This is a genomic window from Streptomyces sp. NPDC051064, from assembly GCF_044455985.1.
Lineage (GTDB): Bacteria > Actinomycetota > Actinomycetes > Streptomycetales > Streptomycetaceae > Streptomyces.
Window position 1 is genome coordinate 609,848 of the sequence record NZ_JBITFK010000001.1, and the last position, 11,672, is coordinate 621,519.

The 11,672-nt window shown below is 73.5% G+C and carries 11 protein-coding genes; 8 read left to right on the forward strand and 3 right to left on the reverse strand.

The window, feature by feature from the left end; translation table 11 throughout:
- The first annotated feature begins 216 nt into the window (after nucleotides 1-216).
- The 7 genes from ACIBCU_RS02850 to ACIBCU_RS02880 all read left to right on the forward strand — a co-directional run bounded on the left by ACIBCU_RS02850 (nucleotide 217) and on the right by ACIBCU_RS02880 (nucleotide 6,598).
- On the forward strand, nucleotides 217-822 hold the full coding sequence (locus ACIBCU_RS02850; RefSeq protein ID WP_362931355.1) for a TetR family transcriptional regulator: 606 nt from the start codon (nucleotides 217-219) through the stop codon (nucleotides 820-822).
- A 128-nt stretch (nucleotides 823-950) separates the two neighbouring features.
- Entirely contained in the window at nucleotides 951-2,186 is a 1,236-nt protein-coding gene (locus tag ACIBCU_RS02855; RefSeq protein WP_362931357.1) for a substrate-binding domain-containing protein, read from the forward strand.
- Nucleotides 2,187-2,189: 3 nt separating this feature from the next.
- On the forward strand, nucleotides 2,190-2,981 hold the full coding sequence (locus ACIBCU_RS02860) for an ABC transporter ATP-binding protein (protein ID WP_399228771.1): 792 nt from the start codon (nucleotides 2,190-2,192) through the stop codon (nucleotides 2,979-2,981).
- Between the two features lie 11 nt (nucleotides 2,982-2,992).
- Entirely contained in the window at nucleotides 2,993-3,739 is a 747-nt protein-coding gene (locus ACIBCU_RS02865; protein WP_399228773.1) for an ABC transporter ATP-binding protein, read from the forward strand.
- The gene (locus tag ACIBCU_RS02870) at nucleotides 3,739-4,626 is read left to right on the forward strand and encodes a branched-chain amino acid ABC transporter permease (protein ID WP_362931363.1); all 888 of its coding nucleotides are present in this window, start codon (nucleotides 3,739-3,741) and stop codon (nucleotides 4,624-4,626) included. The genes ACIBCU_RS02865 and ACIBCU_RS02870 overlap by 1 nt, the downstream gene beginning before the upstream one ends.
- On the forward strand, nucleotides 4,623-5,711 hold the full coding sequence (locus tag ACIBCU_RS02875) for a branched-chain amino acid ABC transporter permease (RefSeq protein ID WP_399228776.1): 1,089 nt from the start codon (nucleotides 4,623-4,625) through the stop codon (nucleotides 5,709-5,711). The genes ACIBCU_RS02870 and ACIBCU_RS02875 overlap by 4 nt, the downstream gene beginning before the upstream one ends.
- Nucleotides 5,708-6,598: an alpha/beta hydrolase gene (locus ACIBCU_RS02880; RefSeq protein WP_362931365.1), complete on the forward strand. Its 891-nt coding sequence runs from the start codon at nucleotides 5,708-5,710 to the stop codon at nucleotides 6,596-6,598. The genes ACIBCU_RS02875 and ACIBCU_RS02880 overlap by 4 nt, the downstream gene beginning before the upstream one ends.
- Before the next feature lie 9 nt (nucleotides 6,599-6,607).
- Here ACIBCU_RS02880 and ACIBCU_RS02885 read toward each other — a convergent pair whose 3' ends face one another.
- Both ACIBCU_RS02885 and ACIBCU_RS02890 read right to left on the reverse strand, forming a co-directional pair.
- On the reverse strand, nucleotides 6,608-8,584 hold the full coding sequence (locus ACIBCU_RS02885; RefSeq protein WP_399228778.1) for a helix-turn-helix domain-containing protein: 1,977 nt from the start codon (nucleotides 8,582-8,584) through the stop codon (nucleotides 6,608-6,610).
- A 41-nt stretch (nucleotides 8,585-8,625) separates the two neighbouring features.
- On the reverse strand, nucleotides 8,626-9,411 hold the full coding sequence (locus ACIBCU_RS02890) for a 3-hydroxybutyrate dehydrogenase (protein WP_362931369.1): 786 nt from the start codon (nucleotides 9,409-9,411) through the stop codon (nucleotides 8,626-8,628).
- 251 nt (nucleotides 9,412-9,662) lie between these two features.
- Here ACIBCU_RS02890 and ACIBCU_RS02895 point away from each other — a divergent pair, with 251 nt between their 5' ends.
- On the forward strand, nucleotides 9,663-11,144 hold the full coding sequence (locus tag ACIBCU_RS02895) for a PHB depolymerase family esterase (protein ID WP_399228781.1): 1,482 nt from the start codon (nucleotides 9,663-9,665) through the stop codon (nucleotides 11,142-11,144).
- Here ACIBCU_RS02895 and ACIBCU_RS02900 read toward each other — a convergent pair.
- Nucleotides 11,126-11,632, reverse strand: a complete 507-nt coding sequence (locus tag ACIBCU_RS02900; RefSeq protein WP_362931373.1) for a hypothetical protein — start codon at nucleotides 11,630-11,632, stop codon at nucleotides 11,126-11,128. The genes ACIBCU_RS02895 and ACIBCU_RS02900 overlap by 19 nt on opposite strands.
- Nucleotides 11,633-11,672 lie beyond the last annotated feature (40 nt).

Here is an 11,672-nt window from a genome sequence, read left to right on the forward strand (position 1 = left end):
TCACTACGTTCGCCGGAGCGTAACCGGTCGCGCTAATCTAGAACAAGTTTCAGACTGAGTGGTTCAACCCGCACCGAATCTACCGGCAGGTAGCGTCGGCGTGACGGCCGGATCAGGTGATTCGCGCCACGGCGGTCACCCTGGCATGCTGTGCGCGCCCGGAAACGGACGCCCGGCCGGGCAGGGAACCGGTTCTCCCTTTTTGGATGGGGACAGATGACAGCGGAAGCCAGGCCTGCGGAGCCTCCCTTGACGGAACGCCAGGAGGCCCGCCGCCGGAGCATTCTGCGGGCCGGCGCCCAGCTCGCGGGGCGCGGCGGTTTCGAGGCCGTGCAGATGCGTGAGGTGGCGGACGCCGCCGGGGTCGCCCTGGGCACGCTGTACCGCTACTTCCCGTCCAAGGTCCATCTGCTGGTGGCACTCATGCAGGACCAGCTCCGGCATCTGCACGTCACGCTCCGCAGACAGCCGCCCGCCGGGGACGACGCCGCCGAGCGGGTCGCGGAGACCCTGATGCTGGCCTTCCGGGCACTCCAGCGCGAGCCCCATCTGGCGGACGCCATGGTGCGGGCGCTGACCTTCGCCGACCGCGGGGTGAGCCCGGAGGTGGACGCCGTGTCCCGGCTGACGACGGCCATCGTCCTGGACGCGATGGGGGTCGAGGACCCCACGCAGGAGCAGCTCTCCGTGGTCCGCGTCATCGAGCACACCTGGCACTCGGCGCTGATCACCTGGCTGTCGGGGCGGGAGTCGATCGCACAGGTGAGGCGGGACATCGAGACGGTGTGCGGGCTGATCGACCTCCCGGCGGACACCCGCTGAGAGGTGCCCATGTGCGGTGCCCACACCGGCACCCGCCCAGGTGAGGTTCCCTGCACCATGTCGACGGCGCCACGGTGTTCGTACGGTTCGGCCGACATCACCCGAACCACGCCGAGGAGCCGGTCCCCATGCGTCGCAGAGCCGTAGGCACCGTCCAGAGAAGAACCCTGACCGCGACCGCTCTCGGCGCCGCCGGCCTGCTCCTGGTGGGATGCACCGCCGCCGGGCAGGCGGGCAGCGGGTCCGGGGCCGGCAAGGGTGGGGACGAGGCCGTGAAGGTGGGCCTCGTCTACTCCCGTACGGGACTGCTCGCCGCCTACGGGAAGCAGTACCGCGACGGGTTCATGGCGGGCCTCGACCACGCGACGAAGGGCACCGGCAAGGCGGGCGGCCACCCGATCGAGGTCACCGAGCAGGACGACGCGGGCGACCCCGGCAAGGCCGTCTCCGCCGCGAAGAATCTGATCGGCAAGGGCTACAAGGTGCTGGCCGGCACCACCGACTCCGGCGTCGCGCTCCAGATGGCCCCGCTGGCCGCCCAGAACAAGGTGCTGTACGTCAACGGCCCTGCCGCCACGGACGCGGTGACCGGGATCAACGCGTACACCTTCCGGTCCGGCCGGCAGTCCTACCAGGACATCCTGACCGCGGGCACCATGCTCGGCGACCCCGGGGGCAAGAAGGTCACCGTCCTCGCGCAGGACTCGACCTTCGGCCAGGCCAACGTCGCCGCCGTCAAGGCGGTCCTGGGCGCCGAGGGGGCGAAGGTGGGCTCCGTGCTCGCCCCGCCCAGCGCCACGGACCTCACGCCCTTCGCCCGGCAGGTGAAGGCGGGCGGTCCCGACCTGGTCTTCGTCGCCTGGGCCGGCGCGACCGCCCCCGCCCTGTGGACCGCACTGGACCAGCAGGGCGTGCTGAGCGCCGGCAAGGTCGTCACCGGGCTGGCCGGGACGGCGTCGTACCCGGTGTTCGGCGCGGCCGGCGCCAAGGTCTCCTTCCTCGCGCACTACTTCCCCGGCGCGGGCGGCGGCAACGCCGTGGAGAAGGCCATGCTCGACGGCGTCGAGAAGGCGGGCGGCACCCCCGACCTGTTCAGCACCGACGGTTTCACCGCGGCGCAGATGATCGTGCGGGCCGTCGAGGAGGGCGGTGCCACCGACACCGCCGCCATGGTGAAGGCCCTGGAGGGCTGGAGCTTCGACGGGGTGAAGGGCAGGCAGCAGATCCGCGCCGAGGACCACGCGCTGCTTCAGCCGATGTTCGTCGCCAGGCTCAACGGCACCGGAGCCGCCGCGAAGCCCGAACTGGTGAGCACCCGGCCGATGGACGCGGTGGCCCCGCCCGCGAAGCCCTCGGCGGGCTGACCCGTGACCGTATCCGGCACCGCCACCGCGCGGGACGAGGGGGCGCGTACGGGCGCTCCGGTGCTCCGGCTGGACGGACTGGGGTGGCGCGTCGGCGGGGCGGCCATCGTCGAGGACGTCACGCTGGACGTCCGGGAGGGCGAGTTCCTCGCCTTCATCGGGCCCAACGGGGCAGGCAAGACCTCCCTGTTCAACCTGATCAGCGGGATCGTCACCCCCACCACGGGCACCCTCGCGCTGGACGGCGCGGACCTCACCGGACTGCCCGTGCACACCCGTGCGCGGCGCGGGATCGGGCGGACGTTCCAGACGTCCAGCCTCTGGCCGCAGATGACCGTGGCCGAGCACGTCCGGCTGGCCGCGCAGGCCAGGAAGGGCGGTTCGCACCGGCTCTGGAGGCGCGCTTCCCCGTACACCGCCGAGGTGAGCGGCGTGCTGGAGCGCACCGGCCTCGGCCACCGCGCCGGGGCCACGGCGGCCGAGCTCTCCCACGGCGAGAAGCGCAAGCTGGAGCTCGCCGTGCTGCTGGTGGGCGAGCCGCGGCTGATGCTGCTCGACGAGCCGATGGCCGGGGTGAGCGCCGAGGAGGTCCCGCCCCTCACGGAACTGATCCGGGCGCTGCACCGCGAGGAGGGCCGCACCGTGCTCATGGTCGAGCACCACATGGACGTCCTGCTGGGACTCGCGGACCGACTGGCGGTGATGCACCACGGCAGCCTGCTCGCCCTGGACACCCCGGGCGCGGTGACCGCCGACCCGGTCGTCCAGCAGGCCTACCTCGGGGAGGGACTGTGAGGCCGCCCCCGGTGACCACGCCGCCCGCACTCCTCGTCGTACGGGACCTGCGCGTCCTGATCGGCGGCCGGCACATCCTGCACGGGGTCGACCTGGACGTGGCACGCCACGGCGTGACGGCGCTCCTCGGCCGCAACGGCGCCGGCAAGACCACGACCGTGCGCGGCGTACTCGGCCTGGTGCCGCGCGACGGCAGCGTGCTCCTCGACGGCGAGGAGACCGTGGGCCTGCCCACCCACACCCTGGTCCGCCGGGGCATCGGATACGCCCCCGAGGACCGGGGAGTCTTCGCGGGGCTCACCGTCGCCGAGAACCTGCGGCTGGCCGAACGCCGGGGCGCCGAGGGGCCCGCCTACGGCCTGGTCCACGAGCTCTTCCCCGAACTGAGGCTTCGCGAGAAGCAGTTGGCGGGGACGCTCTCCGGCGGCCAGCAGCAGATGGTGGCCATCGGCCGCACCCTGCTCAACGGCAACCGGCTGATCATCGCCGACGAGCCCACCAAGGGCCTGGCCCCCAAGGTCGTCACCGAGGTCGCCCAGGTGCTGGAACGCGCCGCCGAGGCGGTGCCGGTGCTCCTGGTCGAGCAGAATCTCGCCGTCGTCCGCAGGCTCGCCCAGCACTGTGCGGTGCTCGCCGACGGGCGGACGGCCCATCAGGGCGAGGCGGCCGCGCTCCTGGGCGACGCGGAGGCCACCCGCCGGCTGCTCGGCGTCGGCAAGGGCCCGCTCACCCCGACCACCGCGGAGGCGGATTCCTGATGTCCACCATCGTGCTGCTCACCATGACCGGGCTCGGTCTGGGGGCGCTCTACTTCCTCATCGCGTCGGGCCTCTCGCTGATCTTCGGCCTGATGGACGTGCTCAACTTCGCCCACGGGGCGCTGCTCTCCATCGGGGCGTACGGCACCTGGTGGGCGGCGTCCGGGAATCTGCCCGGCGCCGGCCCGGGCGGCTGGGGCTTCGCCCTGGCGGTCCTGTTCGGCACCGCGGCGGGCACGCTCGCCGCCGTGGTGCTCGAACTGACCGTCGTACGCCCCCTCTACACCCGGCCCCGGGAGCAGGTGCTCGCGACGGTCGGGGTGGGGCTGGCCGTGCCCGCTCTGCTGTCGGGCATCTGGGGTTCGGACGCCCGGACCTTCCCCGGGCCCGAGGCCCTGTCCGGCACCTTCGGGCTGCTGGGCGCGGACGTGCCGGTCAACCGGCTGGTGCTCGTCGCGGCGGCCGTCGTCGTCCTGGCCGCGCTGCGGCTGTTCCTGGGCCGGACCCGGCACGGTCTGGTCGTACGCGCCGGGGTCGAGGACCGGGCGATGGTGACGGCGCTCGGCATCGACGTCCGCAAGGCGTTCACGCTGGTCTTCGCGATCGGTGGCTGCGCCGCCGCACTGGGCGGCGCGCTCGGCGGGCTGTACTTCGGTTCGGTCGACCCCCGGCAGGGCACCTCGCTGCTGATCTTCGCGTTCGTCGTCGTGGTCACGGGCGGCATGGGCTCGGTGACCGGTGCAGCCGTGGCCGCCGTGGTCATCGGCCTGGTCCAGCAGTTCGCCAACTACTACACCGCAGCGGGCCTCGGCGACCTGGCGGTCGTCGTCCTGCTCGCCGCGCTGCTGCTCGTCCGGCCGCGCGGACTGACCGGGAGGCTCGCGTGAGCACCGCCACCACACCCGCACCCGCCGCCGTGACCACGGCGCCCGGGCGGAACAGGCCCCGGCTGCTGCGCTGGTGGCCGGCCGCCGTCCTCGTGCTCCTGATCGTCGCGCCGTACAGCACGCTGCCCGTCCCCGGACTGCTGGAGGGCCCGCTCGGCAGTCCGGGAAGCCTGCAACTACTGGCCACCTGCCTGCTGTTCGGCGCCCTCGCCACCGGCTACGACCTGCTGCTGGGCCGTACGGGGCTGCTCTCCTTCGGGCACGCGCTGTACTTCGCGGCGGGCAGCTACGCCACGAACATGTTCCTGCTGGAGGCGGGCCTCCCGTTCGCCGTCGCCGCGGTCCTCGGACTGTGCTCCGGAACCGCGCTCGCCCTGGTGCTGGGCTCGGTGAGCCTGCGGGTCACCGGCATCGGCTTCTCCATGGTGACGCTCGCCTTCGCGCAGGCCGGCTCGATCCTCGTGTCCCGCAACCCGGGCGGCCTCACCGGCGGCGAGGAGGGCCGGGCCGCACCGGCGGAGCTGCTGCCCTCATGGCTGGTCGGCATCGACCACACCGCGAACCTCTACTGGATCGCGCTCGCCTACCTCGTCCTCACCCTCGGCGTCGTCCACCGGGCGGTGCGCTCCCCCACCGGCCGGGTCTGGGAGGGCATCAAGGAGAACGAGCGCCGGGTGGAGGTGCTGGGCCTGAAGCCGTACGGATTCAAGCTGACGGCTTTCGTCCTGGCCGGGGCGCTGGCGGCGGCGGGCGGGCTCGTCCACCTGCTGCTGACCGGCGGTTCGACACCCCAGACGACGACCTCGGACTTCACCCTGTCGCTGCTGGTGATGGTGGTGCTGGGCGGTTCGGGCACCCGCTGGGGCCCGATGGTCGGCGGCATCCTCTACACCTGGGCCGACCAACGGCTCGGCGACCTCGCCGGCTCGGGCGCGGTCGCCGATCTGCCCGCGGTCCTGCGCGTGCCGCTCTCCCAGCCGCTGTTCCTGCTCGGGGTGCTGTTCGTGGCCGTGGTACACCTGCTGCCCGGCGGCCTGGCCCGTCTCCCGTCCCGTCTGCGCAGGACCCGTGAGGAGCACCGATGATCCCGTACGAGGAGATACGCGTCCCCGTCGCCGGCGGCGAACTGGCCGCTCTGCGCTGGCCCTCCCCCGATCCGGACGCGCCGGTGGTCGTGGCCCTGCACGGCATCACGGCCAACGCGCTGTCCTGGGGAGCGGTGGCCCGCGTGCTCGCCGGCCGGGCCACGCTGGTCGCCCCCGACCTGCGGGGCCGGGCCGGCAGCGCCGGGCTGCCCGGCCCGTACGGCATCGCCGCCCACGCGGACGACGCGGCCGCGCTCGCCGGGGCGCTGGGCCGGGAGCGGGTGGTGCTGGCGGGCCATTCGATGGGCGCGTTCGTCGCGGCGCTCGCGGCCGTACGTCATCCGGGACGATTCGGCCCCCTGGTGCTCGTCGACGGCGGGTTCGGCTTCCCCGCGCCCACGCATCTCTCGGCGGACGAACTGCTGACGGCCGTGATCGGGCCGGCCATGGACCGGCTCTCGATGACCTTCACCGACCGGGACGCGTACCGCTCGTTCTGGCGTGCCCACCCCGCGTTCGGGGACGGAGACTGGTCGCGGGAGGTGGACGCCTACATCCAGCGGGACCTGACGGGCGAGGAGCCGGCGCTGCGGTCGGGCTGCCGGCTGGAGGCGGTCCGCACGGACGGCGGGGGCCTGTTCCAGGACGAGGTGCTCGCGGCCGTGCACGAACTCCCCGGGCCCGCCACCCTGTTGTGGGCCGAGCGCGGGCTGATGAACGAGGAGCAGGGGCTGTACGACGAGTCCCGGCTGGCGGCGGCGGGCCAGCCGGGCACGAAGGTCAGGGCGGTGCGCGTCGAGGACGTCAACCACTACACGGTGCTGACGGGCGAGAAGGGGGCCGGCCGGATCGCCGACACCCTGCTGCGGGCGGCGGTCCCCCGCTGAGGGCGGCCCCTAGCCCTCCCGGCCGCCCGACAGGAGGTGCAGCCGCAGGGCGAGTTGAAGCTCCAGCGCGCGGTCGGGCTCGTTCCAGTCGCGGCCCAGCAGCACCTGGATCCGGTCGAGACGCTGCACCACCGTGTTCACATGGACGTGCAGCTCGTCCTTGGCCCGGATCAGGCTGCCGCCCGCGCCGAAGTACGCCCGTAGCGTCCGTACGAGATGGGTGCCGCGCCGTTCGTCGTAGCGCAGCAGCGGGCCCAGCACCGCTGTCACGAAGCCGTCCACGTCCTTCGCGTTGCCCAGGACGACGCCCAGGAAGCCGAGTTCGCCGACGCCGGCCCCCTCGCCCTCGCGTCCCAGCACCCGCATGGCGCGCAGACAGCGGGCGGCTTCCGCGTAGGCGGCGGCGAGTTCGCGGGCGCCGCGCGCCGGGCCCGTACCGGCGACGGTGACGGGCTCCTGGACGAGGTGGCCGAGCTGCGTGGCCGCCGCGCGTGCGGCGGTGCCCGCCGGCGTGCGGTCGGCGTCGCAGTCGATCAGCAGCACGACGGTGCCCGCGTGTTCGGCGCTCACGCCGTGGATGTCGCCGCCGAACAGATACCGCATCGCGGCGCCGCCGAGTCTCTCCCTGGCGGACGCCTCGGCGACCAGCACCAGATGCGGCCGGTCCAGGTCGATGCCGAGCCTCCGGCCCCGCTCGGCCAGCCCGGCCGGATCGCGCTCCGGGTCGCCGAGCAGGTCGCTGATCAGCTCGCCCCGTATCCGGTTCTCGGTCTCGGCGACCGTGCGGCGCAGCAGCAGGAGCAGGCCGGTGACGACGGCGGCGCGTTCGAAGAGCCGGCGGTCGGAGTCGTCGAGCCGGTCCGGCCGGTGCAGCACCAGGCTGGCGAGGAGCTCCTGGCCGGCGAGCACCGCGCAGATCCACCGGCCGTCGCGGTGCACGGCCCGCGCCCCGTGCCGGGACTCGTCCGCGGTGCCCGCGAGCCAGCCGGCGTCCATGCTGTCGGCGGCGAATCCCGTGCCGTCGGGCCGTACGGCGGCCAGCGGGCGCCCGCCGGGGTCGTGGATGGTGAGCGGGCTGTCGAGCAGTCCGGCGACGGACACGGCGACGTCCTTCACGTCGCCGCCGCGCAGCACCAGGTCGGTGAGCCGGTCGTGGGCCTCCTCGGCGCGCTGCATGGCGGCCGAGTGCGCGCGTACGGCGGCGTTGGCCTCGGCCAGTTCCGCGTTGGCGCCGGCTAGTTCCGCGAGGGCGGTCCGGGTGTCGTCCAGGGCCCGGGCGGTGTCGATCGCGATCGCGGCGTGCGCGGCGAGCGAGCAGAGCAGGGCCACCTCGTCGGGGCTGAAGACCCGCGCGGCCCGGTCGGCCGCGAAGAGCACCCCGATGACCTTTCCCGTGCCGCCCCGGCTGGAGCCGAGGAGCAGGGGGACTCCGAGGATCGCGACGAGACCTTCGTCCAGCACACCGGCGTTGATGTTGCGGGTGTGGTGGAAGCGCTCGTCGGTGCGGTAGTCGGGGGTCGCGTACGGGCTGGCGGTCTGTGCCACCAGGCCGCCGAGCCCTTCGCCCAGTTCGAGCCGGAGCCGCTGGAAGAGCACGGACACCGATCCGTCGGTGACCCGCATGTAGGTGTCCCCGGCCTCCTCGTCGGGGAGCGTGAGATAGGCGGTGTCGGTCCCGAGCAGCATCCTGGCCCGCCGCACGATCGCCTTGAGCACATCGTCCAGGTCCCGGGAGGCCGCGAGGTCGCCGGCCGTGTCGAAGAGGGCGGTGAGCTGGAGTTCCCTGCGCCGGTGCTGGCGCAGGGCGCCCCTGATCCGCAGGGCGGTGGCGGCCGCCCGCTCCACCTCGGCCAGGTCGGCCGCGGGCACACCGGCGGCCCTCGCCTCCGAGGCGACGGCACCGAGCTCCTCGGCGGGCGCGTCGTCGGCCAGCAGGTCGAGGAGGCGTGACAGGAGGGGCGTGGCGGAGGGGGGCGGTTCAGACATGGGCGGCCATCGTTCTCCGGGCTTCCGTGGGCGGTCGGGCGTCAGTTGGCGGTCCAGCCGCCGTCCATCGTGAGGGAGCTTCCGGTGATGTGCGCCGTGCCGGGCCCGCACAGCCACAGGACGGCCCCGGCCACGTCGGCGGGCTCGATCAGCGACTTGAGGGCGCTGCGTTCCAGCAGCACCCGGCCCACCACCTCCTGTTCGGAGATGCCGTGGCTGCGTGCCTGGTCCGCGATCTGGTCCTCGACCAGGGGTGTGCGGACGTAGCCGGGGCTGACGCAGTTGCTCGTCACGCCGTGCGGCGCCGCTTCGAGTGCGACCACTTTGCTGAGCCCCTCCAGTGCGTGCTTGGCCGAGACGTAGGCCGACTTGTAGGGGCTGGCGCGCAGCCCGTGCACGGACGAGATGTTGACCACGCGGCCCCAGCCGCGTTCGTACATGCCGGGGAGCGTGCGGCGCAAGATGCGGAACGGTGCTTCCACCATGACGCGGTGGATCAGCGCGAAGGTGTCCGGCGGGAACTCGTGCACCGGCGCCACGTGCTGCAGCCCCGCGTTGTTGACCACGATGTCCGCGTCGGCGGGCAGTCCGTCCACCGCCTCGGCCACGGAGAGGTCGGCCACCCAGGCCGTTCCGCCGATCCGTTCGGCCAGGCTCTTGGCGGCGTCGCCCGCCTTGTCCACCACGTGCACATGGGCTCCGGCGGCGGCGAGTGCCTCCGCGCAGGCCAGTCCGATGCCGCTCGCGGCCCCGGTGACGAGGGCGGTGCGTCCGGCGAGGGCGGAGGGGGCGAGGGGGTCGTGCCGGGGGGTCAGGGAAGTCTGCATGGGCGTCACCGTAAGGATGTCGCGGTCCGCATCACACGGGGTCGGTGCACACACCCCGGGGCGGCCGCATGGTGGCGGAGTACATGGTGCGGGCCGGCGGGCCCCGCGCGCACCGGCGGTCCGGGACGCGGGCGCAAGAGGAGCGCCGCACACACCGGTACGCGGCCGGTGTCCGCCTGCCACATGGGCGGCTCCGCCCCCTGCTCATAGGTTTCGGCAGCAGTCCGCACGTCCGACGAGGAGGCCCCACCGTGCGCCCACCGATCCTGCGACGCCTGCTCCGCCGCGTCGCCTCCGTCGCCGTCCTGACCCTGCTCGCCGCGCACCCGGTGTCCGCCGTCGCGGCACCCGCGGCCCCGGCCGCCGCCGGTCTCCAGCAGGTCACCGGCTTCGGCTCGAACCCCGGCAATCTGCAGATGTTCGCGTACACCCCCGACAACGTCGCCGCGGGCGCGCCCCTGGTGGTCGCGCTGCACGGCTGCACCCAGTCGGCCAACGCGTACTACACCAACTCGGGCTGGACCAAGTACGCCGATCTGTGGGGCTTCGACGTCGTGTTCCCGCAGACCACCTCGGCGAACAACGCCCTGTCGTGCTTCGGCTGGTTCGACCAGGCCGAGAGCACCCGGGGCCGGGGCGAGGCGGCGTCCGTCGTGCAGATGGTCGAGTACGCGAAGCAGACGTACGGCTCGGACGGCCGCAGGGTCTACGTCACCGGGCTGTCGGCGGGCGGCGGGATGACCGCCGACCTGCTGGCCGCCTACCCGGACGTCTTCGCGGGCGGGTCCGTGGCCTCCGGGCTGCCCGCGCAGTGCGCCACCAGCCAGGCCGCCGCGTCGGGCTGCCAGACGGGCCCGCAGAAGCTCTCCCCCGCCCAGTGGGGCGACAAGGTACGCAACTCCCACCCGGGCTGGACCGGCCCCTGGCCCCGGGTCGCGATCTGGCAGGGCACCTCCGACTACACGGTCTACCCGGCCAACGCCACGGCGCTGCGCGACCAGTGGACCGATGTCTGGGGCATCGGCCAGACCCCGGCCGGCACCCAGAGCCTGCCCGGCAACACCACCCGGAGCGTCTACGAGGACGCGTCGGGGCAGCCCGCCGTGGAGACGTTCTCCGTGTCCGGCATGGGACACGGTCTGCCGGTGAGCCCGGGGTCCGGCGCCGACCAGTGCGGGTCGACGGCCGCGTACTTCCTGAACACCATCTGCTCGGCGTACCACACCGGCGTGTTCTGGGGGCTCGACAAGGACGCACCGGGCGGTGGGGGCGGGCTGCCCGCCCCCGCCGGCCTGAAGGTCACCGGGGTCACGGACAGCAGCGCCTCACTGGCGTGGAACACGGTCGAGGGTGCGGCCTCCTACGCGGTGCACCGCGACGGCGCGAAGGTGACCACGACCGCGTCGACGTCCTTCACGGACACCGGCCTGACCGCGGGCACCTCGTACCGCTACACCGTGACCGCGACCGACTCCTCGGGGGCCGCCGGGGCGGGCTCGGCCGCCGTGACCGCGACCACGTCCGGCGGTACGGAACCGGCGCGCTGCTTCACGGCGACGAACTACGCCCATGTGACGGCCGGCCGGGCCCACACCTCGGGCGGCCACGCCTACGCGAACGGTTCGGAACAGGACATGGGGCTGTACAACGTCTTCGTCACCCACACCCTCAGGGAGTCCCCCGCGGGCCACTTCGTGATCGCCGACTCCGGCTGTCAGGCCGGGTCCTCGTAGTCGTCCCTGACCTTCTCCGGGAGCCGGCAGCCGTCCTCGACGGCGGTGAGGGACACGGTCCGCCCGGCGTTCTCCACGGCGTAGTACCGGGCGTACAGCTTCCAGCCCCGCTTGGCGAGAGTGCGGTAGGTGACGTCCTGCTCGGCATGGCTGGAGACGATCTCCCAGTCGTACTGCCGCAGACGCATCACCGTCGCCTCGAAGGCGCCGGCGGCGTCCGCCGCCGGCGCGTAGCCCGTCCAGGGCGCGACGCATCCGTGCCAGTCGCCCTTCGGCAGCCTGGCTGTGGAGGTGTCGCCGGGCGGCAGGCCCGCGGCCTCGGCGAAGCCGGCTATCTCGTCGGCGACCGTTGGCGTGGTGAACGGCGGGGTGGGGTCCGGGGAAGGTGGCGGGGCGCTCTCGCTGTCACTGATGAGGCCGCAGCCCGTGGTCACCGTCATGAATCCGGCCGCCACGGCGGCGACGGCCGCCGTCCTTCGTCTGCGCACTGGTGCTTCCCACCGGTCGTCCCAACCCCACGGGCACGCG

What these genes read in the sequence shown, in the direction of transcription:
- ACIBCU_RS02880 (WP_362931365.1), top strand. Translation starts at nt 5,708, where the DNA reads ATGATCCCGTACGAGGAGATACGCGTCCCCGTCGCCGGCGGCGAACTG.
- ACIBCU_RS02890 (WP_362931369.1), bottom strand. Translation starts at nt 9,411, where the DNA reads ATGCAGACTTCCCTGACCCCCCGGCACGACCCCCTCGCCCCCTCCGCC.
- ACIBCU_RS02885 (WP_399228778.1), bottom strand. Translation starts at nt 8,584, where the DNA reads ATGTCTGAACCGCCCCCCTCCGCCACGCCCCTCCTGTCACGCCTCCTC.
- ACIBCU_RS02855 (WP_362931357.1), top strand. Translation starts at nt 951, where the DNA reads ATGCGTCGCAGAGCCGTAGGCACCGTCCAGAGAAGAACCCTGACCGCG.
- ACIBCU_RS02850 (WP_362931355.1), top strand. Translation starts at nt 217, where the DNA reads ATGACAGCGGAAGCCAGGCCTGCGGAGCCTCCCTTGACGGAACGCCAG.
- ACIBCU_RS02870 (WP_362931363.1), top strand. Translation starts at nt 3,739, where the DNA reads ATGTCCACCATCGTGCTGCTCACCATGACCGGGCTCGGTCTGGGGGCG.